We start from the raw sequence: 26,441 nt of genomic DNA on the forward strand, positions 1-26,441 counted from the left end.
AGAGAAGGAGGGAAGACAGTAGGTGCTGGTGCTGTTACTGAAATAATTGAATAAAGGAGTAAAATGAGAGAAATAGTTTCTTTGGTTTGTTCGGAATGTAAAAATAGAAACTATTATACAACTAAAAATAAAAAAGTTAAGAAGGATAAATTACAGTTGAGTAAGTATTGTCCCAACTGTAAAAAACATACTTTACATACAGAAGGTAAGTAAAAAATTTTGTGAACTTGACAGAAATAAAAATTAGAAGTATAATATTTTTTTGCAAAATTTATTTTTAAAAATTTAAACAATAAAGTGATTGGGAAAATAGGCCTGTAGCTCTAATTGGGAGAGCGGCGGACTCCAAATCCGTAGGTTGGAGGTTCGAGTCCTCCCAGGCCTGCTTGACAGGAATTTTTATGAAAGATAAAATAAAAAATTATTTATTTGAAATTAGGTCAGAATTGAAAAAAGTTACCTGGCCTGAAAAAAAAATTTTAAGGTTATCAACAGTGATAATAGTTTTTCTTATGGTTATTATGGCGCTTTATTTTGGAATAGTGGACTTAATTTTTTCAAAAGTTGTCAGTTTAATAATAAGGTGAAAAAATGAGTAAATGGTATATTTTACATGTTAGAACAGGGCAGGAAAAGAGAATAAAGAAACTTCTTGAGAATAGGGTTAATGACGACAAAAAAAGAATAAATCAGATTGTTATTCCAGAAGAAGAAGTCCTTGAAGTTGAAAAGGGAGAGAAAAAAGCAAAAAGTAGAAGGTTCTGGCAAGGATATATGCTTATTGAACTTGATGATGATTCAAATAATGAAATTGTCTGGCATAAAATAAAAACAACACCAGGAGTTTTTGGATTTCTTGGAGCAGGAGAGACCCCTGTTCCTTTAAAAGAAGAAGAGGTAGAAGAAATACAAAAGGAAATAGATGAGAGAAAGGCAAAACCATTACCGAAGGTTGAATTTAAAGTAAAAGATAGAATTGAGATTATAGATGGCCCTTTTGTAGGGTATACAGGAATTGTTGAAGAGGTTTATCCTGAGAGAGAACGTTTAAAAGTAAGTGTATCAATTTTTGGAAGAGCAACATCTCTTGAACTAAATTTCTGGCAGGTTGAAAAAATTACATAAATCTATAAAGGAGTAATAAAATGCCAGCAGAAAAAAAAGTAAAGGCAATAGTTAAATTGCAGATACCAGCAGGACAGGCAACTCCTGCTCCTCCTGTTGGACCTGCACTTGGTCAGCATGGCGTAAATATTATGGAGTTCTGTAAACAATTTAATAATGTTACGAAGGGAAAAGAAGGAACAACAATCCCTGTTGTTTTGACTGTTTATGAAGATAGAAGTTTTACATTTATAGTTAAAACACCTCCAACTTCAGAATTAATAAAAAAGGCAATTAAGATAGTCAAAGGTTCTTCTATTCCCAACAGGGAAAAAGTTGGCAGGATAACAAGAAAACAGATTGAAGAAATAGCAAAAATTAAATTACCAGATTTAAACACAAAGGATTTACAGAAGGCAGTAAAAATAATAGAAGGTTCCTGTAAAAGTATGGGAGTAGAAATTGTTGATTAAAAGGAGAAACTATGTCAAAAAGATACTCTGCTTTACTTGAAAAGGTTGACAGAACAAAATTATACGATATTGATGAGGCAATAGAAGTTTTAAAAGGTCTTCATTCAGCCGAATTTGATGAAAGCGTTGACCTTGCAATTAAACTTGGAGTTGACCCTAAGAAACTTCAGCAGCCAGTTAGAGGTTCAGTAATATTACCAAATGGAACAGGAAAAGAAATAAAAGTTCTCGTATTTGCAAGTGGAGAAAATCTCAAAAAAGCACTTGATTCCGGTGCTGATTATGCAGGTGGTAGTGAAATTGCTGAAAAGATAAAAAATGGATGGCTTGATTTTGATTATGTTATTGCTACGCCTGATATGATGAAGGTTGTTGCACCTCTTGGTAAAATTCTTGGTCCAAGAGGTTTAATGCCAAATCCTAAAACAGGCACAGTTACAGATAATATTGAAAATGCAGTTAAAGAAGCAAAAAAAGGTAAAGTTGATTTTAAAATGGATAAAGATGGAAATATACATTTTTCTGTAGGTAAAATTTCTTTTCCATCCGATAAACTTAAAGAAAACATAATTTCTGCAATTCTTGCTGTATTGAGTGTAAAACCACAGGGTGTAAAAGGAAGTTATATTAAATCAATACACCTTTCTCTTACAATGTCCCCTTCTGTAAAACTTAATGCTAATAAAATAATACAGGAATTAAAGGGAGTTTAAAATGAAAAAATGGACAAAAAAGAGAAAAGAGGAGGTTGTGAAAAAGTTGACAGAAGAATTTAAAAATAGTAAAATTAATATTTTAGGCAGCTTTTCAAACTTAACGGTTTCAGAGATGCAAAAGATAAGGGATTCTATTAAGGAATTTGGTGGTAATGTTATGGTTGTAAAAAACAATTTGATTGATATAGTTTTTCAGAACTTAAGCAAAGATGAAGTTTGCAAATTTATCAGTGGTCCAAGTTTTGTTATCTGGAGCAGTAAAGAAAATGAGATTGAAATTATAAAATCAGTTTTAAATTTTCAAAAAGACACAGGGAAAATAGAAATAAAAGGTGGTTTATTGAATGGCGAAGTAATAGAAAAAGATAAAATTGACCAAATTGGAAAACTGCCAGGTAAAAAAGAATTACAGGGTATGGTAATTACTATGATAAAAATGCCAACAGTAAGATTGGTAAATTCAATTAAAAGTCCAATGACAAAGTTAATAAATGTTTTAAATCAAATTAAAAGTAAAAAGGAGAGTTGAAATGGAAAATGTAGAAAAAAATGTTATTGATGAAATAGTAGAAAAAATTGAAAAACTTTCAGTTCTGGAAGTTGCTGAACTTGCAAAAAAACTTGAAGAAAAGTTTGGTGTAAGTGGGATGGTTGCTCCTGTTGGTGTTATCAGTGCTTCTGCACAACCTGCTGCAACTTCTGCTCCTGCAGAGGAAAAGACAACATTTGATGTAATACTTAAAAATGCTGGTTCAAACAAAATTCAGACAATAAAAGAAGTAAGAGCAATTACAAATCTTGGTTTGAAAGAAGCAAAGGATTTAGTAGAATCATTGCCAAAACCAATAAAAGAGAAAGTTAGTAAGGAAGAAGCGGAAGAAATAAAGAAAAAGTTTGATGCTATTGGAGCAGAAGTTGAAATAAAATAAACTTATTTTTTGAAAAAGGGGAAAAAAACATTTGATATTTTTATTTTTGATTTTTAATTTTAAAAAGGAGTAAAAATGGAATTAGTTGAAATTCCAGATTTGTTGAGTATCCAGAAAAAATCTTATGAAGAATTTTTGCAGAAGGATGTTCCTCCTGAAAAAAGAAAAATAAAGGGGTTGGAGGAAGTTTTCAGAAAAGTTTTTCCTGTTGAAAGTGAAGATGGATTATTAAAACTTGAATATATTTCCTATTCAATTGAAGACCCTTCAAATACTATTGAAGAATGCATAGAAGAAAAATTAACATATGAAGGTAAATTAAAAGTTAAATTTCGTCTTTTAATAAATAGAAAAACAGAAGGAGGCAGTTTCCATAATGTAGGTATAAAAGAACAGGTTGTTTATGTTGGTGGCATACCTTTAATGACAGAAAGTGGAAGTTTTGTAATAAATGGAATTGAAAGAGTTATTGTTAATCAACTTTTAAGATGTCCTGGAGTTTATTTTAAAGAAGAGGAAGTAATTCTCCAGAAAACATTATATTCAGCAAAAATTTATCCTTCAAGAGGTTTATGGATTGAAATCCATGTAGACCAGCATGACACTCTTTGGGTTTTGATAGGTAAAAAAAAGGTCCTTGCAACAACTTTTTTGAAAGCAATGGGGCTGACAGAAGAAGAAATTATAAAAGAGATATGCGGAGAACAATATAGAAGTATTGAAGAATTACCTGAAAAGTCCGTATTAAAAATAACTTTTTTGAAGGATAACACAAAGGATAAAGAGGATGCTTTAAAAAATATATATACTGAATTAAGACCGGGATACCCACCAATAATAAAAGAAGCAGAAAAATTCTTTAATTCATTATTTTTTACAAATGAGACATATGACCTTTCAGAAGCAGGTAGAAGTCAGATAAATAAAAAACTTGGGATTAATCTGAAAGAAAGACATTTAACAGGGCTTGATATTTTAAAAACAATAAAATACCTTTTAAATCTTTATGAAAAAAACGAAGGAGATACAGACGATATAGATCATCTGGGAAATAAAAGAGTAAGAGCATCCGCAGAAATTATTAAGGAACATGTTTATGAAGGACTTGTTCGTCTTGCAAGGTACTGTAAGGAGAAAATGGCACTTGTTGATAAAAGTAAAATTGAAGATATTTCCCCTCAGGAATTGATAAATCATAGATTTTTCGTAAATGTTGTAAATGATTTCTTTGCAAGAAATCAATTATCTCAGTTTCTTGATAAAACAAATCCACTTGCAGAAATAACTCATAAAAGAAGAATTACAGCAGTTGGAGAAGGTGGAGTTAAGGAAAGAAAAAGAGCAGGATTTGAAGTAAGAGATGTCCATTATACTCATTTTGGGAAAATATGTCCCATAGAAACACCTGAAGGAGCTAATATTGGCTTGATAAATTCTTTAACTGTTTATGCAAAAATAGATGAACTCGGATTTTTAAGGTCCCCTTATTTTAAAGTTAAGAATGGATATGTTAAAAGAGATAAAGTTGAATATTTAAGTGCAGATGAAGAAGAAAAGTATAATATTGCTCCTTCTGATATACCTTATGATGAAAAAACAGGACTTATTTCTCCTGAAACTGTTATTGTTCGCGGTAAAGAAGGTAATTTTATAGAAGTTAAAAGAGAGGAAATTGATTATATAGGTGTTTCGCCTGTTCAGATAGTTGGTGTGAGTGCTTCTTTAATTCCTTTCCTTGAGCATGACGATTCAAACAGAGCATTGATGGGTTCAAATATGCAGAGACAGTCAGTTCCGCCCATTAAACCTGAACCACCAATTGTAAAAACAGGAATGGAAAAGTATGTTGTAAGAGATTGTGGTGCAGTTATTAAGGCAAAAAACCCTGGAATTGTTGAATATGTTGATGCAGAGAAAATTATTGTGAAAAGAGACAATCCCGGGTTATTCCCCTGGGAAGAAAAAGATGTTTATTATCTGAAAAAGTTTAAGAAAACAAATCAGGATACTTGTTTTCATCAGAGACCTGTAGTTAATGTTGGAGATGTAGTTAAAGAAAATGATATTCTTACAGATGGTTTTGCAATTTCAAAAACTGGAGAACTTTCTCTTGGGAAAAATGTTCTTGTTGCTTTTATGCCCTGGCATGGCTATAATTATGAGGATGCTATATTATTAAGTGAAAGATTGGTTAAAGATGATGTTTTTACCACAATACACATTAAAGAATTTGAAGTTGAAGCAAGAGATACAGAACTCGGTCCTGAAGAAATTACATCAGACCTACCGAATGTTCCAGAAGAGCAACTTGTAAATCTTGATGAAGAAGGGATAGTTAAAATAGGAACTGAAGTTGAACCTGATGATATACTTGTTGGTAAAGTCACGCCAAGAGGAGAGTCAGAATTAACTCCTGAAGAAAAACTTTTAAGAGTAATTTTTGGAGAAAAGTCAAAAAATGTTTTAAATACTTCTGAAAGAGTTCCACCCGGAGTAAAAGGAGTTGTTATAAATGTCAGAAAATATAAAAGGAGAGAAGATGTTTCGGAAGAAGAAATAGAGAAAGAAGTAAAACAGATGTTGAAATCTTTTAAGGAAAAAGAAAAAATTGTTAAGGATATTATAACAGAAGAGATAAAAAAATTCCTCAGCAGTAAAAATTTAAAAATTAAAGTGACATCAGGAGTATCTGGATGGGAAAAGTTAATTAATAAAGTTCCAGACAATATAAGAGAAGATTTGATAAAAATAATAGAAATAGGGAAGAGTGAAATAGAAAAGATTGAAATACAGGCAAGAGAAGAAGAGTTAAAAATAAGAAAGGGATATGAACTTGACCCTGATGTTAGAATGAAAGTTGTGGTTGAAATTGCAACTAAAAAGAAAATTGCAGCTGGAGATAAAATGAGTGGAAGACACGGAAATAAAGGAGTTATTGCAAAAATTTTACCTGAAGAGGATATGCCTTTTCTTGAAGACGGAACTCCTGTTGATATTGTTTTAAATCCACTTGGAGTTCCTTCAAGAATGAATGTTGGACAGATTCTTGAAACACATCTTGGTTGGGCTTTGAAAACTCTTGGTTATAGCATGGAAGTTCCTGTTTTTAAAGGAGTTGAAGAAATAAAGATAAAACAACTTTTAAAAGAAGCAGGTTTACCTGAAAGTGGAAAAACAATTCTTTATGATGGACAGACAGGTGAACCGTTTTATCAACCTGTAACAGTTGGTTATATGTATATGATGAAATTAATTCATCTTGCTGATGAAAAAATTCATGCAAGATGTACTGGTTCATATTCTTTAATAACTCAACAGCCCCTTGGAGGTAGAGCACAGTTTGGCGGACAGAGGTTTGGAGAAATGGAGGTATGGGCGCTTGAAGGATATGGTGCTGCTCATACATTGAGGGAAATGTTAACTGTAAAGAGTGATGATACTGAAGGTAGAAAGATGATGTATGAATCAATTGCCAAGGGACTTGATTATGAGGGAGAAAATATTCCTGAATCATTCAAGGTTTTGAAAAAAGAATTGCAGGGTCTTGGTTTTGATATGAGATTGGAGAAAAAGAAAACAGAAGAAGGAGAAAAAGAAATTGTTACTATAAGAGTTGCTACACCAACTACTATAAGGTCGTGGTCCTACGGAGAAGTTAAAAAGGCAGAGACATTGAATTACAGGACATTAAGACCTGAAAGAGATGGATTATTCTGTGAAAAAATATTTGGTCCAGAAAAAGATTATGAATGTGCTTGCGGTAAATATAAAAAATTGAGATATAAAGGAATTATATGTGATAGATGTGGCGTTGAGGTAACTTCAAGGAAGGTTAGAAGAGAAAGGTTAGGACATATAGAACTTGCGACTCCTGTTTCTTATGTGTGGTTATTTAAAAGTGCTTCTAACTGGCTTGGTTTAATTTTAGACCTTTCTCAGTCAGAACTTGAAATGGTTCTTTATTATGAAAGGTACATAGTGATTGACCCCGGAGATACAAACCTTAAGGAAAAAATGTTGCTTACAGAAAAAGAATATCAAGAAAATAGAGAAAAATTTGGAAATAAATTTAAAGTTGGAATAGGTGCAGAAGGGATTCAGGAATTGCTTAAGAAAATAGATTTACAGAAGATGGAAGAAGAGATAAAAGAAGAATTGAAGAAAAAGAAAAAAACATATGAAGAGAAAAAAGAACTCATTAAAAAATTGAGAATGGTTCAGGGTTTAATAAAAACACAGGTTAAACCGGAATACCTTGTTACAAATATAATTCCAGTTATACCTCCTGATTTAAGACCACTTTTGCCTCTTGATGGTGGAAGATTTGTTGCTTCTGATTTAAATGATTTATATCAGAGAGTTATAAACAGAAATAATAGATTGAAAAAACTTATTAAACTTCAGACACCGGATATAATCGTCAGAAATGAAAAGAGGTTACTCCAGGAAGCAGTTGATGCTTTGATGGATAATGGAAAACATGGAATGCCAGTTCTTGGAAAGGGTAAAAGACCTTTAAAATCACTTGCAGAGGCATTAAGAGGGAAACAGGGAAGATTCAGACAGAATTTACTCGGGAAAAGAGTTGATTATTCTGGAAGAGCAGTTATTGTTGTTGGACCTTATTTGAAATTGAATGAGTGTGGAATCCCGAAGGAAATGGCTCTTGAACTTTTTAGTCCTTTTGTTTTAAGGGAATTCAGAAAAAAAGAATATTTCCATACACTTGGTAGTGCTAAGAGAGCCATAAGAGAAAATAGACCTGAGGTATGGGAGACACTTGAAAAAGTTATAAAAAATCATCCTGTGCTTTTAAACAGACAACCAACATTGCACAGATTGAGTATTCAAGCATTTGAACCAAGATTAATTGAAGGTAATGTTATTGCAATCCATCCACTTGTGTGTCCTGCTTACAATGCGGATTTTGATGGTGACACTATGAGTATTCATGTTCCTCTGACTCCTGAAGCAATACTTGAAGCAGAACTTTTAATGAAAGCAACAACCCATATCCTTTCACCTGCAAATGGTAGACCTGTTGTGACACCTACAAGAGATATAGTTATGGGTTGTGCTTATTTGACATATATGAGTGATGAGGAGGAATATCCAAAGGAAATTTCAAGTTTTGATGAAGCAAAGTATTTAAATTATATCGGAGAACTTGAATTACATAGACCAATAAGAGTTAAAGATGAAAAAGGGAATATATTAACAACGACTGTTGGAAGAATTATATTTAATGAGATTATTCCAGAGGAGATTCCATTTAAAAATGATATGTTTGAGTCAAGTAGCCTTGAAAAACTTATAGATGATATATTTACAAAATGTGGATATGAAAAAACAGTTGAGTTTCTTGATGCCTGTAAAGAACTTGGGTTTTATTATGCAACTGTGAGTGGAATCACCATCGGTATTGATGATCTTATTATTCCTGATATAAAGAAGAGTTTGATTGATGAGGCGAAGAAAGAGGTTGAAAAGATAGAAAGAAATTATAAAAAAGGAATAATTTCTGAAGGAGAAAGATATAATAGGAAAATAGATATATGGACATCTGTAACCAATGAATTGATGGAACATGTAATGAATACAATAAAGAATGATGTAAAAGTAAGTCCATTTAGGATCAATCCAATTTGTTTGATGGTATCATCAGGCGCAAGAGGGAACAGAACTCAAGTTTCACAATTAATGGGAATGAGAGGACTTATGATTAGACCCACAAAGAAACTCACAGGAGGTATAGGAGAAATAGTTGAGACACCTGTTATTTCAAACTTTAGAGAAGGTCTAAGTGTTCTTGAATATTTTATTTCAGTTCATGGAGGTAGAAAAGGACTTGTTGATACTGCATTAAAAACATCAGATGCTGGATATTTAAGCAGGCGACTTGTTGATGTTGCACATTCAGTTATAGTTACAGAAGAGGATTGTGGAACACTTGAAGGTATCTATGCAAGTCCGCTAATTGAAGGAGATGAAGAGTTTATTTCTTTAAAAGAAAGGATTATTGGAAGAACCGCTCTTGATAATGTGGTAGATATAATCACAGACCAGATAATTGTTGAAAGTGGAGAAATAATAGATGAAGAAAAAGCACAAAAGATTATTGATACTGGTATTCAAAGAATAAGGATAAGAAGTGTGTTAACATGTAAAGCAGAAAAGGGTGTCTGTGCAAAATGTTATGGATGGGATTTATCAAGAAAAAAACTTGTAAATGTTGGAGAAGCAATTGGAATTATAGCTGCACAATCAATTGGAGAACCTGGAACACAGTTAACTTTAAGGACTTTCCATACAGGTGGGGCTGCTTCAAGAGGGGTTGGACCATCTTCAGTAACCAGTAAAAATAAAGGAAGAATAAAATATCTTGAAGATTTAAAAGTTGTAAAAAATAAAGAAGGTAAAAATGTTGTCTGTCAAAGAGAAGGAAGTGTTATAATTGTTGATGAAAGGGATAGAGAACTTGAGAGATATACATTAAGGGTTGGTTCTATAATTAAGTTTGAAAATGGAAGTGTAGTAGAAAAAGGTAAAGTTATAGCAGAATGGGATCCTTATTCAATTCCTGTTATTGTTGATAAAGAAGGGATTGTTAAATACAAAGATATAGAGGTTGGAAAGACAGCCAAAGAGGAGATAGATTCGTCCTCAAAAAGAAGAAATTTAATTATAATTCCACATAAAGAGGATATGGACCCGCAAATTATCCTTCTGGATGATAAAGGTAATATAGTAGGCAATTATCATATTCCAATAGGTGCAAACATAATCGTTAATGAAGGTGATAAAATTTCACAGGGAGAAGTTATTGCAAAAACACCGAGAACAGTTGGTAGAGTTCAGGATATAACAGGTGGTCTTCCAAGAGTTTCTGGTTTATTTGAAGCAAGGCCACCCAAAAATCCTGCTATATTAACAGAGATTGATGGTTTTGTAAAAATAGAAATAGAAAAAGGAGAGAGAAAGGTTAGAATAGTAAATCCTGAAACAAAAACAGAGAAAGAATATATTATACCTTTCTGGAAGACACTCGTTGTGAGTGATGGCGATTATGTTCTTGCAGGGACTGAATTAACAGATGGATTTAAGTCATTGAATGATATTTTAAGAATTCAGGGAGAAAAGAAAGTTATGGAATATCTTTTAAATGAAATTCAAAAGGTTTATAGAGTTGAGGGAGTTAAGATAAATGATAAGCATATTGAGGTAATAATAAGACAGATGTTATCAAGAGTAAGAATAGAAGACCCTGGTGATACATATTTACTTGAAGGGGAAGAAATAAACAGATATGAAATTCAAAAAATAAATGAATCATTACCAAAAGGCAAAAAGCCAGCAACAGCCAAACCTTTGATTCTTGGTATTACAAGGGTTGCTCTCGGTAGTGAAAGTTTTATATCTGCTGCTTCTTTCCAAGAAACTCTTAAAGTTTTAACCAATGCAGCAATTCTTGGAGCAGAGGATTATCTTGAAGGATTGAAAGAAAATGTTATTCTTGGTAAATTGATACCTGCTGGAACAGGAATTTTTGAAAAGAAGAAAGAAAAAATAGAAGAATTTGAATATACAAAATAGGAGGATAGTATGCCAACAATTAATCAGTTATTAAGAAAAAAAAGAAAACCAAAAGAGAAAAAGACAAAATCAACAGCACTTGAAAAAAATCCCTTTAAAAAAGGTGTTTGTTTATATGTTAGAACAATGACACCGAAAAAACCAAACTCTGCATTAAGGAAAATAGCAAAAGTCAGATTAACTAACGGGAAAGAAGTCATTGCTTACATTCCTGGAATTGGCCACAATCTTCAGGAGCACTCAATAGTTCTTGTTAGAGGTGGAAGAGTTAAAGACCTGCCAGGGGTAAAATATCACATAGTTAGAGGTGTATTTGATGCTTCAGGTGTTGAGAATAGAAAGAAATCAAGGTCAAGATACGGAACTAAAAGACCCAAAACTGAGAAAAAGGAGGGTTAAAAATGCCGAGAAGAAAGAGAGCAGAAAAAAGAGTTATTGAACCGGACCCAAGATATAATGATTATGAAGTAGCTAAATTTGTCAATAAACTTATGTGGGATGGAAAAAAAACAGTTGCATATAAAATATTCTATACCGCTATGGATATAATAAAAGAAAAAACAAATCAAGACCCTCTGAGTGTTTTTAAAAAAGCATTAAATAATGTTAAACCAAAACTTGAAGTAAGACCAAGAAGAGTTGGAGGTGCTACATATCAAATACCTATGGAAGTCCCTGCTCATAGAAGTTTATCTCTTGCAATAAGATGGATAGTTGAATCAGCCAGAAGCAGAAAAGGGAAACCAATGGCACTCCGGCTTGTAGATGAAATTCTTGAGGCTGCAAAAGGTGAAGGTCCAAGTATAAAAAAGAAAGAAGATACCCACAAAATGGCAGAATCTAACAGGGCTTTTGCTCATTATAGATGGTAATATTTTATAAAAACCCGGGACTTTATTACAATAAGGATTTTTATTATGATTGAAAAAGTAAGAAATATTGGAATTATTGCACATATAGACGCTGGGAAGACAACAACAACAGAGAGGTTTCTCTATTATACAGGTAAGACATATAAAATTGGTGATGTTGATGAAGGAACAGCAGTTATGGACTGGATGGATCAGGAAAAAGAAAGAGGTATAACTATCCAGGCAGCAGCAACTACCTGTTACTGGAAAGGTCATAAAATTAATATAATAGATACACCTGGACATGTGGATTTTACTGCCGAAGTAGAAAGGTCACTTAGAGTTCTTGATGGAGCAATTGGAATTTTCTGTGGAGTTGCTGGAGTTCAACCGCAGTCAGAAACTGTATGGCGTCAAAGTGAGAAATATAATGTTCCAAGAATCATTTATGTTAATAAAATGGATAGAATTGGAGCAGATTTTTTCAGAGTTGTTGAAGATATTAAGAAAAAACTCAGGTCAAAACCGTTAATTCTTGTACTTCCGATAGGTAAAGAAGATAAATTTACAGGTCTTATTGATATTATTGAAAAAAAGGCGATTTTTTACAGTTCAGAATTTGAAACAGAAGTAGAAATAAAAGAAATTGAAGATGATTATAAAGAAGAATTGGAAAAATACAGAAACAAGTTAATTGAGGACCTTGCCGAAATAGATGAAGAGATTATGGAAAAGTATCTTAAGGAAGAAGAAATTTCCAGTGATTTAATAAAAAGGGCTATAAGGAAGGCAACATCTTCCTGTAAAGTTTTTCCTACATTCTGTGGTTCTTCTTTGAAAAATAAAGGTGCAATGTTACTACTTGATGCTATTTGTGATTATTTGCCTTCTCCTTTGGATAGAGGAGAAATATCTGGTATAAATCCTATAACAGGAAAAAAGGAAATAAGAAAACCAGTCCCTGATGAGAAGTTTTCAGGCATTATTTTCAAAGTGTATAATGATTTACACCTTGGTAAAATTTACTATGTAAGGATTTATTCAGGGAAACTGAAAAAAGGTGATACTGTCTTAAATTCTTCAAGAAGTAAAAAAGAGAAGATTTCAAAAATACTTGAAATTCACGCAAATAGATTTTTCAGCAAAGATGAAGCAGTGGCTGGGGATATCGTTGGTATTATTGGATTTAAAAATTCATATACAGGAGATACTTTGAGTGATGAATCAAATCCTGTTATCTTTGAAAATATTAGTTTTCCTGAACCTGTAATTTATTCAGCAATTGAACCAAAGATAAAGGGAGATTATCAGAAAGTTTATGAAACAATAAAAAGGATTCTTGAAGAAGACCCGACTTTAAAAGTTAAAATTGATGAAGAGACAGGACAAATAATTTTAATGGGAATGGGTGAATTACATATAGAAGTTATTGCTGAAAGATTAAAAAGAGAATATAAAATACCTGTTCGTCTTGGGAAACCAGAGGTTGCTTATAGAGAAACAATTTCTGTATCCTGTGAAGGAGAAGGTGAATTTTTAAATACTGTGGGAGACAAAATAAATTATGGTTATGTAGTTCTGAAACTTGAACCTGCAGATAAGGGAGAAAAATTTAAATTTTTCAATCTTGTTGATAAAGATAAATTACCATATGAATTCATTCCTTCAATAGAAGAGGGGATTAAGGAATGTCTTGAGGTTGGAATTTATGGATTTCCTATTATAGATATAAAGGTCAATCTTGTTGATGCAAAATTTAACCCGGAAAATTCAACACATCTTGGATATAAAGTTGCTTCTGTAATTGCTTTCAAAAATGCTTATAAAAAAGGAGTACCGATTATTCTTGAACCAATAATGAGAATAGAAATACTAACTCCAGAGGAACTTCTTGGTGAAGTTATACATGATTTTACAATGAGAAATGGTAAAGTTACAAATATAGAAATCCATGGGAATACAGGAATTATCAATGGAAATGTACCGCTCAAAAAAATTTTTGGTTATTCAACAATTTTAAGGTCCTTGACACAGGGAAGAGGAAGTTTTATAATAGAACCATTATATTATGAAGTTGTGTCTGATGAAGAATTTAAAAAAATAGTTGGTATAGGAGTTCCTTAAGTTTTTTAATCTAAGATAAAAAACCTAAAAAGGAGGAGATAAATGGCGAAGGAGAAATTTATAAGGACGAAGCCGCATGTGAATGTAGGTACGATAGGGCATGTAGATCATGGTAAGACGACATTAACGAGTGCGATAACATATGTATTAGAGAAAGCGAACAAGGCGAAATTTTTGAGATATGAGGATATAGATAAAGCGCCAGAGGAGAAGGAGAGGGGATTGACTATAAACATAGTGCATATAGAGTATGAGACAGACAAGAGGCATTATGCGCATATAGATTGTCCTGGTCATGCGGATTATATAAAGAACATGATAACAGGAGCAGCGCAGATGGATGGAGCGATATTGGTAGTGAGTGCGCCAGATGGTCCGATGCCGCAGACAAGGGAGCACATATTATTAGCCAGGCAGGTAGATGTACCGGCGATGGTAGTATTTATGAACAAGATGGATATGATGGAGGATAAGGAGTTAGTGGAGTTAGTGGAATTAGAGGTAAGGGAGTTATTGAGCAAGTATGGATTTCCGGGGGAAGAGATACCGATAATAAAAGGGAGTGCATTAAAGGTATTAGAGTGTGGATGTTCAAAGAGGGAATGTCAGTGGTGTGGGAAGATATGGGAGTTAATGGATGCGATAGACAATTATATACCGGAGCCTGTAAGGGTAATAGACAAGCCATTTTTGTTAGCGGTAGAGGATGTATTTAGCATAACAGGTAGGGGTACAGTAGCGACAGGGAGGATAGAGAGGGGTAAGGTAAAAGTAGGGGAGGAAGTAGAGATAATAGGATTAAGTCATGATATAAAGAGGAGTGTAGTTACAGGTCTTGAGATGTTTAGAAAGGAATTGGATGAAGGAGTAGCAGGGGACAATGTAGGTGTATTATTAAGGGGTATAGAGAAGGATGAAGTAGAAAGGGGTATGGTAGTAGCAGCACCTGGTAGTATAACACCACATACAAGATTTAAGGCGCAGGTATATGTATTGAAGAAAGAAGAAGGTGGGAGACATACACCATTTTTCACAGGATATAGGCCACAGTTTTACATGAGGACGACAGATGTTACAGGGGAGATAAAGTTGCCTGAAGGGGTAGAGATGGTTATGCCTGGTGATAATATAGAGATGGAGATAAAGTTAATATATCCGGTAGCACTTGAAAAAGGACAGAGGTTTGCAATAAGAGAAGGAGGGAAGACAGTAGGTGCTGGTGCTGTTACTGAAATAATTGAATAAAAAATTTGCATTGAATAAAAAAATTTGATATAATGTTTTTTTTACAAATAATTAATGGAAAAGAAAAATGGATGGAAAAAGAATTAGAATAAAATTAAAGTCTTTTGACCACAGGTTGCTGGACAGGTCAGTGAAAGAGATAATTGAGATTGTAAGGGGTACAGGTGTCAGAATAAATGGACCTGTTCCTTTACCAACAAAAAGAGAGATTTATACTGTTTTAAGATCTCCACATGTAAATAAAAAAAGTAGAGAACAGTTTGAACTGAAAATACATAAACGACTTATAGATATAATTGATCCGACACCAAGAACTGTTGATGCTTTAAGTAAATTAAGTTTACCAGCTGGAGTTGAAGTAGAAATGAAGGAAAGTTGAGGAATAAAATGGGAATAGGAATTGTTGGAAAAAAACTTAAAATGACACAGGTTTTTACTGATGATGGAGAAATGATTCCCGTTACTTTAATTGAGTACAGAGAAGGTTATGTTGTTGATTTAAAAACAGAAGAAAAAGATGGTTATAATGCTATAAAGGTTGGTTTTGAAGAAGTAAGTGAAAAAAAATTAAACAAACCCTTACTTGGATATTTAAAGAAAAGAAATCTTCCTCCTTTAAAAATTTTAAAAGAATTTAGGTTTGAAAATAAAGAAGATATGAAAGATTTTAAAATTGGAGAAAGAATAAAAATAGATACTATTTTTAAAGAAGGTGATTATGTTGATGTTACGGGTAAATCAATAGGTAAAGGTTTTCAAGGAGTAGTAAAGAGACATGGTTTTCATGGTGGTCCGGCAACGCATGGTTCTATGTCTCATAGAGCGCCTGGTTCAATTGGTTCAACTGCTCCTCAAAGGGTTGTAAAAGGTAGAAAAATGGCAGGACATATGGGAACTGAAACAGTTACAGTTCAAAATTTACAGATATTTAAAATATTAAATGAGGAAAATTTAATTATGGTAAAAGGTGCAGTTCCCGGTCCATCAAATTCATATTTAATTTTAAAAAAAGCAATTAAAAAAAGAAGGTAAAAAATGGTTAAAATAGGGGTTTATGATATTGAAGGTAATTTAATTGAAGAAAGAGAGATATCTGAAAATATCGTGAAAGAACCAATTAATAAAGATGTTTTGTATTATTATACTGTGAGTTATTTAAACAATCAGCGACTTGGAACTCATTCAACAAAAACAAGAGGTGAAGTAAGTGGTGGAGGCAGGAAACCGTGGAGACAGAAAGGTACCGGTAGAGCAAGGGTTGGTTCAATAAGGAATCCTATATGGAGACATGGAGGGATTGCTTTTGGTCCAAAACCAGGAGATTATTATATAAGATTACCCAGAAAAATTAGAAGGAAAGCATTATTTGAATCAATCAGAGATAAAATTATTGAAAACAGAGTAATATTTTTAAAAACAGGGAATATTGAAAAACCAAAGACAAAAATTTTCAGTAATTTTTTAAAGAAAATTGGTTATGAGAATGAAAAAGTCCTGTTTGTTTTTAAAAATACTGAAGAGAAAAAAAATAAAATTTTATCTGTAAGAAATTTAGTTCTTGCAAAATATGATTATATTAATAGGATAAACGCTTATGAAATTTTAAACAGCGATAGGTTGATTTTTGAAGAAGATTGTTTTGAAAATTTAAAAAATTTTCTGGAAGGAGGGAAAATTGTTTGACCCTTATAAAATTGTAAAAAATCCAAAAATAACAGAAAAAGGTACAGAGTTAAACAAAGAGAATAAATATGTCTTCTGTGTTGACAGAAAAGCAAATAAGAACCAGATAAAAAAGGCAATAGAAGAAATTTATAAGGTAAAAGTGGAAAAAATTTATGTTATAAATGTAAAACCTAAAAAAAGAAGATATAGATTTTATATTGAAGGATATAAATCAGGATATAAAAAAGCAATTGTTAAATTGAAAGAAGGAGAAAAAATTGCCATTACGTAAATTAAAACCGGTTACTCCTGGTCAGAGACATGCTTTATTACAGGACTTTTCTGATATTACTAAAACAGAACCAGAAAAGTCCCTGGTCGTTGGTTTGAAAAAGACAGGAGGAAGAAATAATACAGGTCGTATTACTACCAGACATATTGGAGGAGGACATAAAAGATTATATAGAATTATTGATTTTAAGGGAAGAATTAATCACGAAGGCATAGTTAAGAGTATTGAATATGACCCAAATAGAAATGCAAGAATTGCTCTGATTCATTATACAGATGGTGTAAAAAGTTATATTATCGCACCATTAGGACTTTCAATAGGAGACAGAATTAAATGTGGAGAGGATGCAGAAATAAAAGTCGGAAATAGATTACCTTTGAAAAAAATACCTGAAGGTGTTCAAATATATAATATTGAACTTATACCCGGGAAAGGAGGTAAGTTGGTCAGGAGTGCAGGGACTCTTGCAACATTGATGGTAAAGGGAGAAAAGTATGCTCAGGTAAGATTACCATCTGGTGAAGTCAGATTGTTTGACCTTAACTGTTATGCATCTATTGGTCAGGTTAGTAATCCAGAATATAAATATATATCATTTGGTAAAGCAGGAAGGGTGAGGAATCTGGGTATAAGACCAACTGTAAGAGCAACAGCAATGAATCCTGTTGACCATCCTATGGGTGGTGGAGAAGGAAGAGGGAAAGGCCATCAGTCACAGAGTCCAACAGGGGTTCCTGCAAAAGGATATAAAACAAGAAAAAAGAAAAAACCATCAGATAAACTAATAATACAGAGAAGGAAACAAAAATGAGGTCAAAGAAAAAAGGTCCATATATTGACAAAAAACTTATGGAAAAAGTTTTGAAGCAAAAAGAATCGGGTAAAAAAGAAGTTATAAGAACTTGGGCAAGAAGTTGTACAATTGTTCCTGAATTTGTTGGGCATACTTTTGGAGTTCATAATGGAAGGACTTTTGTTAATGTCTATGTAACAGAAAATATGGTTGGTCATCGTCTGGGAGAATTTGCACCGACCAGAACCTTTAGAGGACATGGTGCTCATACAGAAAGAGCGAGAGAAAAGAAATAAAGGGGATTAAAAATGGAAGTAGTAGCAAAAGCAAAGTATGTTAGAATAGGTCCAAGAAAATTAAGAGTTCTTGTTGAACTTGTTAAAGGTAAAAAAGTTGAAGAAGCATTTGGAATTTTGAGAAATGTAAAAAAAAGAGGAGCAAAAATTCTTGAAAAGGTTATTAAAAGTGCAGAGAATAATGGTAAAAATAAAGGTGAAGGAATTGAATGGAAAATAAAAAATATTATAATTGATGGAGGTCCAATGTTAAAAAGATATAGAGCAGCAACTATGGGAAGAGGGGTTATGATTAGAAAAAGGACATCACATATTACTGTTATACTTGAAGGAAAAGGAGAAGAATAATGGGACAAAAGGTTAATCCTATTGGATTAAGAATTGGTATAGTTGAACAGTGGAGAAGTAAATGGTTCAGTTCAAAAAAAGAATTTAAGAATTTATTGAGAGAAGATGTTATAATAAGAGATTATATAAGAAAGAGATATCCAAGAGGTACAATTACTAAAATTGAAATAGAGAAAACAGATAAAATAAGAATCAGATTGTACACACCAAGACCCGGTGTTGTTCTTGGTAGAAAGGGTGCAGAAATTAATCAATTAAGAGATGAATTATATGAAATTTTAAAAAAACAGATTACTATTGACTGCATAGAAATTAATCCACCAGGAACAAGTGCACAATTTCTTGCTGACTCAATTGTTATACAACTTGAAAAGAGAGTTCCTCACAGACAAGCAATTAAAAAAGCAATGGACCTTGCAATTCAGTCAGGTGCAAAAGGAATAAAGGTGAGAATTTCAGGAAGAATTGGAGGTGTAGAAATAGCAAGAAGTGAACAATATATACTTGGTAAGGTTTCTCTTCATACATTAAGAGCAAAGATTGATTATGCAACAAGTACTGCTTTTACAAGAAGTGGAACAGTAGGTGTAAAAGTTTGGGTTTATCTTGGAGAAATTTTGGAAGAAAAAGGAGAAAAAAATGCCGTTAATGCCTAAAAGAGTTAAATACAGAAAAATGCAGAGGGGGAGAACAAAAGGACAGGCGGAAAGAGGTAATAAACTTTTTTATGGAGAGTATGGTTTGAAAGTTCTTGAACCGGGATGGATAACTTCTGCTCAAATAGAAGCAGCAAGAATAGCAATAACCCATTATTTAAAATCAAAAGGTAAACTCTGGATAAGAATTTTTCCTGATAAACCAGTGACTAAAAAACCTGCTGAAAGTAGAATGGGAAAAGGCAAGGGTGATGTTGAAAAATGGGTTGCTGTTGTTTTACCCGGTAAAATAATTTTTGAAATTGCAGGTGTTTCAGATGAACTTGCAAAAGAAGCATTAAGAAGAGCATCCTATAAAATCCCATATAAATCAAAGATTGTTACAAGGTCACTTGTAAGTTAAAAATTTGAAATTTTTAAAGAAAATGCTATAATATTATTTTATGTTTTTAAAAAGGGAATAAAATGAAAAAAGAAGAATTAAATAAGTGGAAGGAAGCAACAAAAGAAGAAATAGGAAATAGAATCTTAGAATTGAAAAAACAACTTTATGAGTTAAATCATCAGTTACTCTTGGGACAATTAAAAAATTACTCACAGATTAAAGAGATAAAAAAAGATATAGCAAGGTTAAAGACCATATTAAGAGAGAAAGAAATTGGAGCTAAAAATGTCAAAAAGAACAATTGAAAAAACAGGAGTAGTTGTAAGCGATAAGATGGATAAAACAAGAGTTGTTATGGTTGAATATATGACACAGCATCCAATTTATAAAAAAATATTAAGGAAAAGAAGAAAGTTTATGGTACATGACGAAGATAATATTACAAAAGTTGGAGATGTGGTTAGAATTATTCAAACAAGACCTTTAAGTAAAAATAAAAGATGGAAAATTATTGAAATTATTGGTAAAAAAGGAGTTATAAGTGATTCAACTGAGGTCAATGCTTCAGGTAGTTGATAATACAGGTGCAAAAAAAATAATGGTTATTGGATTTATAGGTAGTTCAAAGAAAAGATATGGTTATGTTGGAGATGTTGTTGTTGCTACTGTGAAGCACGCTCTTCCTGATGGGATAGTAAAAAAGAAAGAAAAAGTCAAGGCGGTTATTGTGAGAACTAAAAAAGAGACAAGAAGGAAGGATGGTTCAATTTTAAAATTTGACCATAATTGTGCAGTTATAATTGATAATGAAGGTAATCCGAGAGGAACAAGAGTTTTTGGTCCTGTTCCAAGGGAGTTGAGAGAAAAGAATTTTACAAAGATAATTTCTCTTGCACCGGAGGTTATATAAAATGAAATTTAAGTTGAAAAGAGGAGATATTGTTCAGGTTATAAAAGGAAAAGATAGAGGGAAAAAAGGAAGAATTTTAAAAATTTTTAAAGAAGAAAATAAAGTACTTGTTGAGGGTATTAATTTTGTTAAAAAACACACACGACCGAGATCAGTAGACAGGCAGGGAGGAATAATTCAAATGGAAAAACCCATTGCAATAAGCAATGTTAATTTTTTCTGTTTAAAATGCAGTAAGCCAACACGGCTGGGAATAAAATTTTTAGAAGATGGTACAAAAGTAAGATTTTGTAAAAAATGTAAGGAGATAGTAGAGGAAAAGTAAAATGGAAGAGCCAAGATTAAAAAAAGATTATAGGGAAAAAGTTGTTCCTGAATTGTTGAAGAGATTTAATTATAAAAATAAAATGCAGGTTCCTAAAATTTTAAAAATAGTTTTAAATATGGGAATAGGCAGGGATAATAAAGACGCTAAAGCAATTGAATCTGCTCAAAAAGAACTTACTTTAATCGCTGGACAGAAAGCTGTTTTAACTAAAGCAAAAAAATCAATAGCAGGTTTTAATGTTAGAAAAGGAAATATTGTAGGAGTTATGGTTACACTAAGAGGAAACAGAATGTATGAATTTCTTGATAGATTGATTACTGTGGCTTTGCCAAGGGTAAGAGATTTTGAAGGATTACCAGGAAAATCAACAGATGGAAAAGGTTCGTATACTATAGGGATAAAAGAACATGTGATATTTCCAGAGGTTGATTATAATACAATTTATAAAGTTCAAGGACTCAATGTCACAATAGTTACTTCAGCAAAAACACCCGAAGAAACAATATCTTTATTAAGAGAAATTGGTTTACCGATAAGGGAGGAATAAAAAAGTGGCGAGAAAATGTTTTTTTGAAAAAGTAAAAAGAGGAGCAAAATTTAAAGTAAGAGAAAGAAATAGATGTTGGAGATGTGGAAGGCCAAGGGGTTATTACAGAAAATTTGGTATTTGTAGAGTATGTTTTAGAGAACTTGCTTCAAAAGGAGAAATCCCAGGTGTTAAAAAGGCAAGTTGGTAAAGGAGGAGGGACTTTATGACAATGACAGACCCTATTGCAGATATGTTAACAAGGATTAGAAATGCAAATGCAATATCAAAGTCATATGTTGATGTTCCTTTCAGTAAGTTTAAAATGAAAATACTTGATGTTCTTAAAGAAGAGAAATATATAAAGGATTACGAGTTAATTCAGGATAATTCAAGAAAATATATTAGAGTTCATCTTTTATATTTTGGAAAAAATAAGGCAATAACAGAAATAAAAAGAATAAGTACTCCTGGAAGAAAATTTTATGTTTCAAAGGATAAAATTCCTGTTGTTAAAAATAATTATGGAATAGCTGTTTTGACAACTTCAAAAGGAGTTATGAGTAATAAAAAAGCAAAGGAAATAGGAATCGGAGGAGAAATTCTCTTTTATATATGGTAAAAAGGAAAAACCATGGCAAGATTAGGCAAAAAACCAATTATTATTCCTGAAGGTGTTAAAGTAAAAATAGAAAATGGTAAAGTGTATGTTGAGGGAAAAAAAGGGAATCTCGTTCAGGAAATTTTCCCAAATTTAAGTGTTGTGGTTGAGGATAAAAAGATTATTGTTAAAAACGAGGTAGACCCAAAAAACAAAAAACTATATAGAAAAACCAATGCTTTATGGGGACTTCTAAGGAGTTTAATCTTTAATATGGTAAAAGGTGTAAATGAAGGTTTTGAAAAAATACTTGAAATTCATGGAGTGGGATATAAAGGAGAAGTTAAGGGCAACAAACTTATTCTTTCAGTGGGTTTTACCCATCCAGTTGAGGTTGAAATACCAAAAGAATTATCTGTGGAAGTGAGCAGAAATACGATAATATTTGTAAGAGGAGCAGATAAGCAGAAGGTTGGAGAATTTGCAGCAAGTATAAGAAGAATTTGTCCACCTGAACCATATAAAGGTAAGGGAATTAGATATAGAGGAGAGTATGTTAGACAAAAGGCAACAAAAGCCGGAGTAGGAGCAACAAAATGAAACTGACAAGAAAAGAAAAAAGAATAAAAAGACATATAAGAGTGAGAAAGAAAGTAAAAGGTTCTTCTGATAGACCAAGGTTGTGTATTTACAAAAGTTTAAAACATATATATGCTTCTTTGATTGATGATAGTGTTACACCCAATAAAGTTATTACTACTGTTTCAAGTTTATCACCTGAATTTAAGAAACTTGCTACTGATAAAAGTATTCATGGTGGAAATTTGAAAGGTGCAGAACTTGTTGGAAAACTTGTGGCTGAAAAAGCCATATCACTTGGGATAGAAAAGGTTGTTTTTGATAGGGGTGGATATAAATATACTGGTAGAATTAAAGTTTTAGCTGAGTCTGCAAGAAAAGGAGGTCTAAAATTTTAGAAAAAGAAAATTTACTTGGTGAAACAGAAGAAAAACAAATTGTAATTGAAATAAGAAGAGTGACAAAGGTTACAAAAGGTGGGAAAAATTTAGGTTTTAGAGCAATTGTTGTTGTTGGAGATGGTAAAGGAAGAGCTGGTTTTGGAGTTGGTAAAGCAAATGAGGTTCCAGAGGCAATAAGGAAAGCAGTGGGACAGGCAAGAAAGAATATGATAGAAGTTCCTTTAAAAGAAGGAACGATTCCACATGATGTAGAAAGTAAATTCGGTCCTTCAAGAGTAATTTTAAAACCTGCTTCTAAAGGACATGGTATGGTGGCAGGGAGGACCATAAGAGCATTATTTGATGTATGTGGAATAAAAGATGTTACATGTAAATGTCTTGGTTCAACAAACCCGATAAATGTTTTACATGCTACGGTAAAGGCATTAAGTAAAATAAAAATAAGGAGTGAAGAAAATGAAACTTAATGAGTTAAAACCACCTTCTGGTGCAAAACATAAGAAAAAACGTCTCGGAAGAGGAGATTCTTCCGGACATGGAGGAACTTCAACAAGAGGACATAAAGGGCATAAAGCAAGAAGTGGTTATAAATTACCTTTTAATTTTGAAGGTGGACAAATGCCTTTGTTCAGAAGATTGCCTAAGAGAGGTTTCACACATTTAAAAGAATATAAAATTGAAATAGTAAATTTAAGTCAGATTGAAAAGTTATTTAATGATGGAGAAGAAATTACAATAGAAAAATTAAAAGAAAAAGGGCTAATTAAAAAAGGTGAATTTGTAAAAATTCTTGGAGAAGGAAATTTAACAAAAAAACTTTCATTTTTTGCTCATAAGTTTTCAAAAAAAGCAAAAGAAAAAATAGAAAAAGTTGGTGGAAAGATTAACATTATTTAGGAGAAGTAAAAATGTTTGAGGCATTCAGAGATACATTTAAAATACCAGATTTAAAAAAGAGGATAGTTATAACAATCTTATTGTTAACAGTTTATAGATTTGGATGTTATATACCTGTTCCAGGTATTAATGGGAAAGAACTTGCTAAAATATTTGAGAGTTCAGCAGGTACTCTTTTTTCTCTTGCAGATTTATTTTCTGGTGGTGCATTGAGTCAGGCAACTATTTTCGCTCTTGGGATTATGCCTTATATAAGTGTTTCAATTGTTCTTGAACTTCTCGCTTCTGTTGTGCCTTATTTTGAGAATATGTTGAGAAGTGGAGTTGAAGGAAGGAGAAAACTTACACAACTTACAAGATATGGAACTGTTGGTCTTTGCATTTTTCAGGGTATGGCTATAAGTTCTTTCCTTGAAAACCCTGAACATTTTGGAGGGCTTGTAATAGTTGCAAATCCTGGATGGTTATTTCGTATTATAACAACTCTTACATTGACAACAGGAACAATCTTTCTTATGTATCTTGGTGAACAGATAACAGAGAAAGGTATAGGTAACGGAATTTCTTTGATAATTACTGCAAGTATTTTGTCAAGAATGCCTGTTGCATTTCATAGAATGGCTGGACTTGTAAGTGCAGGAGAAATAAATTTTTTTGTTGTTATTATACTGATTGCCTTAATTTTTGGAGTAGTTGCAGCAGCTATTTTAATAAATGAAAGTGAAAGAAGGATACCAATACAATATGCTAAAAGAGTGATAGGTAAAAGAATTTATGGAGGTCAGTCAACCTATCTTCCTATAAAGTTAAATCAGGGTGGAGTAATTCCTTTAATTTTTGCAATAGCCATTTTAACTTTTCCTGCAACAATTCTTTCTTTTGCACAGAATAAATTTTTAATTAAATTATCAACTATTTTATCTCCTCAACAACCTGTTGGTATGTTTTTATATGCTATTTTAACAATATTTTTCTGTTATTTTTATGCTGGAATTATTTTTAATCCGGATAATATTGCGGAAGACCTTCAGAAATATGGCGGTTTTATACAGGGTATAAGACCTGGAAAATCAACTGCCCTTTATCTTGAAAAGGTTCTGAATAGATTAACTCTACCCGGTTCTTTAATGCTTGCAGGTATTGCACTTTTTCCCTATATACTTATGCATATTTACAGAAAAATACCTTACATTGTTGCAAGTATATTTGGTGGAATAGGTCTTCTTATAGTTGTTTCTGTTTTAATTGAAACAATAAGACAGATTGAAGCACATTTACTTTTAAGACATTATCAGGGATTTATAAAAAGGGCAAAGATTAAATGAAAGAAATAATTATTTTACTTGGTGCTCCTGGTGCTGGTAAAGGAACAGTTGGAGAAAGATTGAGTAAAATTTATAATATTCCAGTTGTTTCAACAGGTGACCTATTGAGAGAAAATGTTAAGGCAAAAACAGAACTTGGTCTTAAAGCAAAAGAATATATGGATAGGGGAGAACTTGTACCCGATGAAATCGTGATTTCAATTCTGGCAGAAAGAATAAAAAAAAATGACTGTAAAAATGGTTTTATACTTGATGGCTTTCCAAGAAATATAAATCAGGCAAGAAAACTTGAAGATTATATAAAAGAGGAAAAAGTAAAAGTTGTATATCTAAAAGCAGATGATGAATTTCTTGTGAAGCGACTTTCCAATAGAAGAATATGTGAAACCTGTGGAGCAATATATCATCTAATAAATATACCGCCTAAGGTTCCGGGTGTATGTGATAAATGCGGCGGTAAATTGATTCAGAGAGAAGATGATAAAGAAGAAGTTGTAAGGAATAGATTAGTTGTTTATCATAATTTGACAGCACCTTTACTTGAATATTATAAAAAAAAGGGAATTTTATTTACTGTTCCTGGAGATGGAAAACTTGAAGAAATAATCAATCAAATAATTAATCTTAAAAATAATGGAGAAAAAGGAAATTGAAATGGTAAGAATTGCTTGTAAAAAAGCAAGAGAGATAATAGAAGAATTGAAAGAATATTTAGTAGAAGGGATTTCAACTTATGAAATTGAACTTAAGAGTATTGAAATGATGAAGAAAAAAAATGTTGAATCTGCTTTTAAGGGGTATAGAGGATATCCAGCAAATATATGTATCTCAATTAATCATGAAGTTGTCCATGGAATCCCCAAAAAGGGTAAAATTTTAAAAAATGGAGATATAGTTTCAATTGATGTTGGAGTAAAATATAATGGTTTTTATGGTGATTGTGCAGATACTTTTCCTGTTGGCAAAGTTGATGTAAAATATATTAAATTAATTGAAGTTACAAAAAAAGCATTTTTAAAGTCACTTAAATATGTTTATGCTGGTTCAAAGACAGGCAGTATAGGTTCTACAATAGAAGAATATGTAAAAAGACATGGATTTTCTGTAATAAGAGATTTTACCGGTCATGGAATAGGAAAAAATTTACATGAGTCACCTGAAATACCGAATTTTGGAGAGAAAGGGAAAGGAGATATTTTACTGGAAAACAGAATTATAGCAATAGAACCGATGATAGCGGAAGGTACAGGAGAAATAGAAATACTTGAAGATGGATGGACAGCAGTTACAAAAGATAGAGGATATGCTGCTCATTATGAAAATTGTGTACTTATTAAAAAAGATGGATATGAGGTTTTAAGTTAAAAATGGCTAAAGAAGAAAAAATTAAAATGGAAGGAGTAA

35 protein-coding genes and 1 tRNA gene are annotated in these 26,441 nt (G+C 32.2%); all 36 read left to right on the plus strand.

From position 1 onward, the window contains the following. Positions 1–63 precede the first annotated feature (63 nt). The 36 genes from rpmG (at position 64) to map (ending at position 26,402) form a co-directional block, all read left to right on the plus strand. Entirely contained in the window at positions 64–213 is a 150-nt protein-coding gene (rpmG, locus tag PKV21_03120) for a 50S ribosomal protein L33 (GenBank protein ID HOM26480.1), read from the plus strand. A gap of 98 nt (positions 214–311) precedes the next feature. Further along, a tRNA-Trp gene (locus PKV21_03125) sits at positions 312–385 on the plus strand. A gap of 16 nt (positions 386–401) precedes the next feature. After that, complete coding sequence (secE, locus tag PKV21_03130; GenBank protein HOM26481.1) at positions 402–587, plus strand: preprotein translocase subunit SecE; 186 nt, start codon at positions 402–404, stop codon at positions 585–587. Between the two features lie 4 nt (positions 588–591). After that, complete coding sequence (gene nusG, locus PKV21_03135; protein ID HOM26482.1) at positions 592–1,125, plus strand: transcription termination/antitermination protein NusG; 534 nt, start codon at positions 592–594, stop codon at positions 1,123–1,125. A gap of 20 nt (positions 1,126–1,145) precedes the next feature. Then, positions 1,146–1,577 (plus strand): 50S ribosomal protein L11, encoded by a 432-nt coding sequence (gene rplK, locus PKV21_03140; GenBank protein HOM26483.1) that lies wholly within the window; start codon positions 1,146–1,148, stop codon positions 1,575–1,577. A gap of 11 nt (positions 1,578–1,588) precedes the next feature. After that, positions 1,589–2,290 carry a 50S ribosomal protein L1 gene (rplA, locus tag PKV21_03145; GenBank protein ID HOM26484.1) on the plus strand — a complete coding sequence of 234 codons (702 nt, stop codon included), beginning with the start codon at positions 1,589–1,591 and terminating at the stop codon, positions 2,288–2,290. A 1-nt stretch (position 2,291) separates the two neighbouring features. Then, positions 2,292–2,822 carry a 50S ribosomal protein L10 gene (gene rplJ, locus PKV21_03150; protein ID HOM26485.1) on the plus strand — a complete coding sequence of 177 codons (531 nt, stop codon included), beginning with the start codon at positions 2,292–2,294 and terminating at the stop codon, positions 2,820–2,822. Between the two features lies 1 nt (position 2,823). Next, positions 2,824–3,222 carry a 50S ribosomal protein L7/L12 gene (rplL, locus tag PKV21_03155; GenBank protein HOM26486.1) on the plus strand — a complete coding sequence of 133 codons (399 nt, stop codon included), beginning with the start codon at positions 2,824–2,826 and terminating at the stop codon, positions 3,220–3,222. A 75-nt stretch (positions 3,223–3,297) separates the two neighbouring features. After that, positions 3,298–10,815, plus strand: coding sequence for a DNA-directed RNA polymerase subunit beta' (rpoC, locus tag PKV21_03160; protein ID HOM26487.1), 7,518 nt, complete (start codon positions 3,298–3,300; stop codon positions 10,813–10,815). Between the two features lie 9 nt (positions 10,816–10,824). After that, positions 10,825–11,214: a 30S ribosomal protein S12 gene (rpsL, locus tag PKV21_03165; GenBank protein ID HOM26488.1), complete on the plus strand. Its 390-nt coding sequence runs from the start codon at positions 10,825–10,827 to the stop codon at positions 11,212–11,214. A 2-nt stretch (positions 11,215–11,216) separates the two neighbouring features. Further along, the gene (gene rpsG / locus PKV21_03170) at positions 11,217–11,687 is read left to right on the plus strand and encodes a 30S ribosomal protein S7 (GenBank protein ID HOM26489.1); all 471 of its coding nucleotides are present in this window, start codon (positions 11,217–11,219) and stop codon (positions 11,685–11,687) included. Between the two features lie 45 nt (positions 11,688–11,732). Then, positions 11,733–13,790 (plus strand): elongation factor G, encoded by a 2,058-nt coding sequence (gene fusA, locus PKV21_03175; protein HOM26490.1) that lies wholly within the window; start codon positions 11,733–11,735, stop codon positions 13,788–13,790. A gap of 42 nt (positions 13,791–13,832) precedes the next feature. Beyond that, positions 13,833–15,035, plus strand: a complete 1,203-nt coding sequence (gene tuf / locus PKV21_03180; GenBank protein ID HOM26491.1) for an elongation factor Tu — start codon at positions 13,833–13,835, stop codon at positions 15,033–15,035. Positions 15,036–15,102: 67 nt separating this feature from the next. Further along, a complete protein-coding gene (gene rpsJ / locus PKV21_03185) occupies positions 15,103–15,414 on the plus strand; it encodes a 30S ribosomal protein S10 (protein HOM26492.1) in 312 nt (103 codons plus the stop codon). An 8-nt stretch (positions 15,415–15,422) separates the two neighbouring features. Continuing rightward, positions 15,423–16,067, plus strand: coding sequence for a 50S ribosomal protein L3 (gene rplC, locus PKV21_03190; GenBank protein ID HOM26493.1), 645 nt, complete (start codon positions 15,423–15,425; stop codon positions 16,065–16,067). A 3-nt stretch (positions 16,068–16,070) separates the two neighbouring features. Then, positions 16,071–16,718: a 50S ribosomal protein L4 gene (gene rplD, locus PKV21_03195; GenBank protein ID HOM26494.1), complete on the plus strand. Its 648-nt coding sequence runs from the start codon at positions 16,071–16,073 to the stop codon at positions 16,716–16,718. Then, positions 16,711–16,992 carry a 50S ribosomal protein L23 gene (rplW, locus tag PKV21_03200; GenBank protein ID HOM26495.1) on the plus strand — a complete coding sequence of 94 codons (282 nt, stop codon included), beginning with the start codon at positions 16,711–16,713 and terminating at the stop codon, positions 16,990–16,992. Before rplD ends, rplW begins: the two co-directional genes overlap by 8 nt. After that, a complete protein-coding gene (rplB, locus tag PKV21_03205; GenBank protein ID HOM26496.1) occupies positions 16,979–17,803 on the plus strand; it encodes a 50S ribosomal protein L2 in 825 nt (274 codons plus the stop codon). Before rplW ends, rplB begins: the two co-directional genes overlap by 14 nt. Beyond that, positions 17,800–18,081, plus strand: coding sequence for a 30S ribosomal protein S19 (rpsS, locus tag PKV21_03210; GenBank protein HOM26497.1), 282 nt, complete (start codon positions 17,800–17,802; stop codon positions 18,079–18,081). Before rplB ends, rpsS begins: the two co-directional genes overlap by 4 nt. A 12-nt stretch (positions 18,082–18,093) precedes the next feature. Further along, positions 18,094–18,429 (plus strand): 50S ribosomal protein L22, encoded by a 336-nt coding sequence (gene rplV / locus PKV21_03215; GenBank protein HOM26498.1) that lies wholly within the window; start codon positions 18,094–18,096, stop codon positions 18,427–18,429. Further along, positions 18,429–19,085 (plus strand): 30S ribosomal protein S3, encoded by a 657-nt coding sequence (gene rpsC, locus PKV21_03220; GenBank protein HOM26499.1) that lies wholly within the window; start codon positions 18,429–18,431, stop codon positions 19,083–19,085. Before rplV ends, rpsC begins: the two co-directional genes overlap by 1 nt. Beyond that, complete coding sequence (gene rplP, locus PKV21_03225) at positions 19,069–19,488, plus strand: 50S ribosomal protein L16 (protein ID HOM26500.1); 420 nt, start codon at positions 19,069–19,071, stop codon at positions 19,486–19,488. Before rpsC ends, rplP begins: the two co-directional genes overlap by 17 nt. 62 nt (positions 19,489–19,550) lie before the next feature. Next, positions 19,551–19,775, plus strand: a complete 225-nt coding sequence (gene rpmC, locus PKV21_03230; GenBank protein HOM26501.1) for a 50S ribosomal protein L29 — start codon at positions 19,551–19,553, stop codon at positions 19,773–19,775. Then, on the plus strand, positions 19,756–20,046 hold the full coding sequence (rpsQ, locus tag PKV21_03235; protein ID HOM26502.1) for a 30S ribosomal protein S17: 291 nt from the start codon (positions 19,756–19,758) through the stop codon (positions 20,044–20,046). The genes rpmC and rpsQ overlap by 20 nt, the downstream gene beginning before the upstream one ends. Next, entirely contained in the window at positions 20,012–20,380 is a 369-nt protein-coding gene (rplN, locus tag PKV21_03240; protein ID HOM26503.1) for a 50S ribosomal protein L14, read from the plus strand. The genes rpsQ and rplN overlap by 35 nt, the downstream gene beginning before the upstream one ends. A gap of 1 nt (position 20,381) precedes the next feature. Further along, positions 20,382–20,705, plus strand: a complete 324-nt coding sequence (gene rplX / locus PKV21_03245) for a 50S ribosomal protein L24 (protein HOM26504.1) — start codon at positions 20,382–20,384, stop codon at positions 20,703–20,705. Position 20,706: 1 nt separating this feature from the next. After that, positions 20,707–21,255 (plus strand): 50S ribosomal protein L5, encoded by a 549-nt coding sequence (rplE, locus tag PKV21_03250; GenBank protein HOM26505.1) that lies wholly within the window; start codon positions 20,707–20,709, stop codon positions 21,253–21,255. A 4-nt stretch (positions 21,256–21,259) separates the two neighbouring features. Further along, positions 21,260–21,445 carry a type Z 30S ribosomal protein S14 gene (locus PKV21_03255; protein ID HOM26506.1) on the plus strand — a complete coding sequence of 62 codons (186 nt, stop codon included), beginning with the start codon at positions 21,260–21,262 and terminating at the stop codon, positions 21,443–21,445. A 15-nt stretch (positions 21,446–21,460) separates the two neighbouring features. Next, a complete protein-coding gene (gene rpsH / locus PKV21_03260; protein ID HOM26507.1) occupies positions 21,461–21,856 on the plus strand; it encodes a 30S ribosomal protein S8 in 396 nt (131 codons plus the stop codon). 12 nt (positions 21,857–21,868) lie between these two features. Beyond that, positions 21,869–22,435, plus strand: coding sequence for a 50S ribosomal protein L6 (rplF, locus tag PKV21_03265; GenBank protein ID HOM26508.1), 567 nt, complete (start codon positions 21,869–21,871; stop codon positions 22,433–22,435). Further along, the gene (gene rplR / locus PKV21_03270) at positions 22,432–22,812 is read left to right on the plus strand and encodes a 50S ribosomal protein L18 (protein HOM26509.1); all 381 of its coding nucleotides are present in this window, start codon (positions 22,432–22,434) and stop codon (positions 22,810–22,812) included. The genes rplF and rplR overlap by 4 nt, the downstream gene beginning before the upstream one ends. Further along, positions 22,806–23,282, plus strand: a complete 477-nt coding sequence (rpsE, locus tag PKV21_03275; GenBank protein ID HOM26510.1) for a 30S ribosomal protein S5 — start codon at positions 22,806–22,808, stop codon at positions 23,280–23,282. The genes rplR and rpsE overlap by 7 nt, the downstream gene beginning before the upstream one ends. Further along, positions 23,272–23,712 carry a 50S ribosomal protein L15 gene (gene rplO, locus PKV21_03280; protein HOM26511.1) on the plus strand — a complete coding sequence of 147 codons (441 nt, stop codon included), beginning with the start codon at positions 23,272–23,274 and terminating at the stop codon, positions 23,710–23,712. The genes rpsE and rplO overlap by 11 nt, the downstream gene beginning before the upstream one ends. Positions 23,713–23,723: 11 nt before the next feature. Then, positions 23,724–25,037 (plus strand): preprotein translocase subunit SecY, encoded by a 1,314-nt coding sequence (gene secY / locus PKV21_03285; protein HOM26512.1) that lies wholly within the window; start codon positions 23,724–23,726, stop codon positions 25,035–25,037. Further along, positions 25,034–25,690: an adenylate kinase gene (locus tag PKV21_03290; protein ID HOM26513.1), complete on the plus strand. Its 657-nt coding sequence runs from the start codon at positions 25,034–25,036 to the stop codon at positions 25,688–25,690. Before secY ends, PKV21_03290 begins: the two co-directional genes overlap by 4 nt. Beyond that, positions 25,671–26,402: a type I methionyl aminopeptidase gene (gene map / locus PKV21_03295; GenBank protein HOM26514.1), complete on the plus strand. Its 732-nt coding sequence runs from the start codon at positions 25,671–25,673 to the stop codon at positions 26,400–26,402. The genes PKV21_03290 and map overlap by 20 nt, the downstream gene beginning before the upstream one ends. Positions 26,403–26,441: the final 39 nt, after the last annotated feature.

It is taken from the genome of bacterium, assembly GCA_035371905.1.
Taxonomy (GTDB): domain Bacteria; phylum Ratteibacteria; class UBA8468; order B48-G9; family JAFGKM01; genus JAMWDI01.

Bases quoted from the DNA above. Each gene is read 5' to 3' on its own strand.
- rplC (HOM26493.1), top strand. From the start codon at position 15,423: ATGGGAATAGGAATTGTTGGAAAAAAACTTAAAATGACACAGGTTTTT.
- rplJ (HOM26485.1), top strand. From the start codon at position 2,292: ATGAAAAAATGGACAAAAAAGAGAAAAGAGGAGGTTGTGAAAAAGTTG.
- rpsS (HOM26497.1), top strand. From the start codon at position 17,800: ATGAGGTCAAAGAAAAAAGGTCCATATATTGACAAAAAACTTATGGAA.
- rplO (HOM26511.1), top strand. From the start codon at position 23,272: ATGAAACTTAATGAGTTAAAACCACCTTCTGGTGCAAAACATAAGAAA.
- rplL (HOM26486.1), top strand. From the start codon at position 2,824: ATGGAAAATGTAGAAAAAAATGTTATTGATGAAATAGTAGAAAAAATT.
- map (HOM26514.1), top strand. From the start codon at position 25,671: ATGGAGAAAAAGGAAATTGAAATGGTAAGAATTGCTTGTAAAAAAGCA.
- tuf (HOM26491.1), top strand. From the start codon at position 13,833: ATGGCGAAGGAGAAATTTATAAGGACGAAGCCGCATGTGAATGTAGGT.
- rplF (HOM26508.1), top strand. From the start codon at position 21,869: ATGGCAAGATTAGGCAAAAAACCAATTATTATTCCTGAAGGTGTTAAA.
- rplA (HOM26484.1), top strand. From the start codon at position 1,589: ATGTCAAAAAGATACTCTGCTTTACTTGAAAAGGTTGACAGAACAAAA.
- rpsG (HOM26489.1), top strand. From the start codon at position 11,217: ATGCCGAGAAGAAAGAGAGCAGAAAAAAGAGTTATTGAACCGGACCCA.
- rplE (HOM26505.1), top strand. From the start codon at position 20,707: ATGGAAGAGCCAAGATTAAAAAAAGATTATAGGGAAAAAGTTGTTCCT.
- rpmC (HOM26501.1), top strand. From the start codon at position 19,551: ATGAAAAAAGAAGAATTAAATAAGTGGAAGGAAGCAACAAAAGAAGAA.
- rplP (HOM26500.1), top strand. From the start codon at position 19,069: ATGCCGTTAATGCCTAAAAGAGTTAAATACAGAAAAATGCAGAGGGGG.
- rplK (HOM26483.1), top strand. From the start codon at position 1,146: ATGCCAGCAGAAAAAAAAGTAAAGGCAATAGTTAAATTGCAGATACCA.
- secY (HOM26512.1), top strand. From the start codon at position 23,724: ATGTTTGAGGCATTCAGAGATACATTTAAAATACCAGATTTAAAAAAG.
- PKV21_03290 (HOM26513.1), top strand. From the start codon at position 25,034: ATGAAAGAAATAATTATTTTACTTGGTGCTCCTGGTGCTGGTAAAGGA.
- rplV (HOM26498.1), top strand. From the start codon at position 18,094: ATGGAAGTAGTAGCAAAAGCAAAGTATGTTAGAATAGGTCCAAGAAAA.
- rpmG (HOM26480.1), top strand. From the start codon at position 64: ATGAGAGAAATAGTTTCTTTGGTTTGTTCGGAATGTAAAAATAGAAAC.
- nusG (HOM26482.1), top strand. From the start codon at position 592: ATGAGTAAATGGTATATTTTACATGTTAGAACAGGGCAGGAAAAGAGA.
- rpsJ (HOM26492.1), top strand. From the start codon at position 15,103: ATGGATGGAAAAAGAATTAGAATAAAATTAAAGTCTTTTGACCACAGG.
- rpsL (HOM26488.1), top strand. From the start codon at position 10,825: ATGCCAACAATTAATCAGTTATTAAGAAAAAAAAGAAAACCAAAAGAG.
- rplR (HOM26509.1), top strand. From the start codon at position 22,432: ATGAAACTGACAAGAAAAGAAAAAAGAATAAAAAGACATATAAGAGTG.
- fusA (HOM26490.1), top strand. From the start codon at position 11,733: ATGATTGAAAAAGTAAGAAATATTGGAATTATTGCACATATAGACGCT.
- rpsC (HOM26499.1), top strand. From the start codon at position 18,429: ATGGGACAAAAGGTTAATCCTATTGGATTAAGAATTGGTATAGTTGAA.
- rplD (HOM26494.1), top strand. From the start codon at position 16,071: ATGGTTAAAATAGGGGTTTATGATATTGAAGGTAATTTAATTGAAGAA.
- secE (HOM26481.1), top strand. From the start codon at position 402: ATGAAAGATAAAATAAAAAATTATTTATTTGAAATTAGGTCAGAATTG.
- rpsQ (HOM26502.1), top strand. From the start codon at position 19,756: ATGTCAAAAAGAACAATTGAAAAAACAGGAGTAGTTGTAAGCGATAAG.
- rpsH (HOM26507.1), top strand. From the start codon at position 21,461: ATGACAATGACAGACCCTATTGCAGATATGTTAACAAGGATTAGAAAT.
- rplX (HOM26504.1), top strand. From the start codon at position 20,382: ATGAAATTTAAGTTGAAAAGAGGAGATATTGTTCAGGTTATAAAAGGA.
- rpoC (HOM26487.1), top strand. From the start codon at position 3,298: ATGGAATTAGTTGAAATTCCAGATTTGTTGAGTATCCAGAAAAAATCT.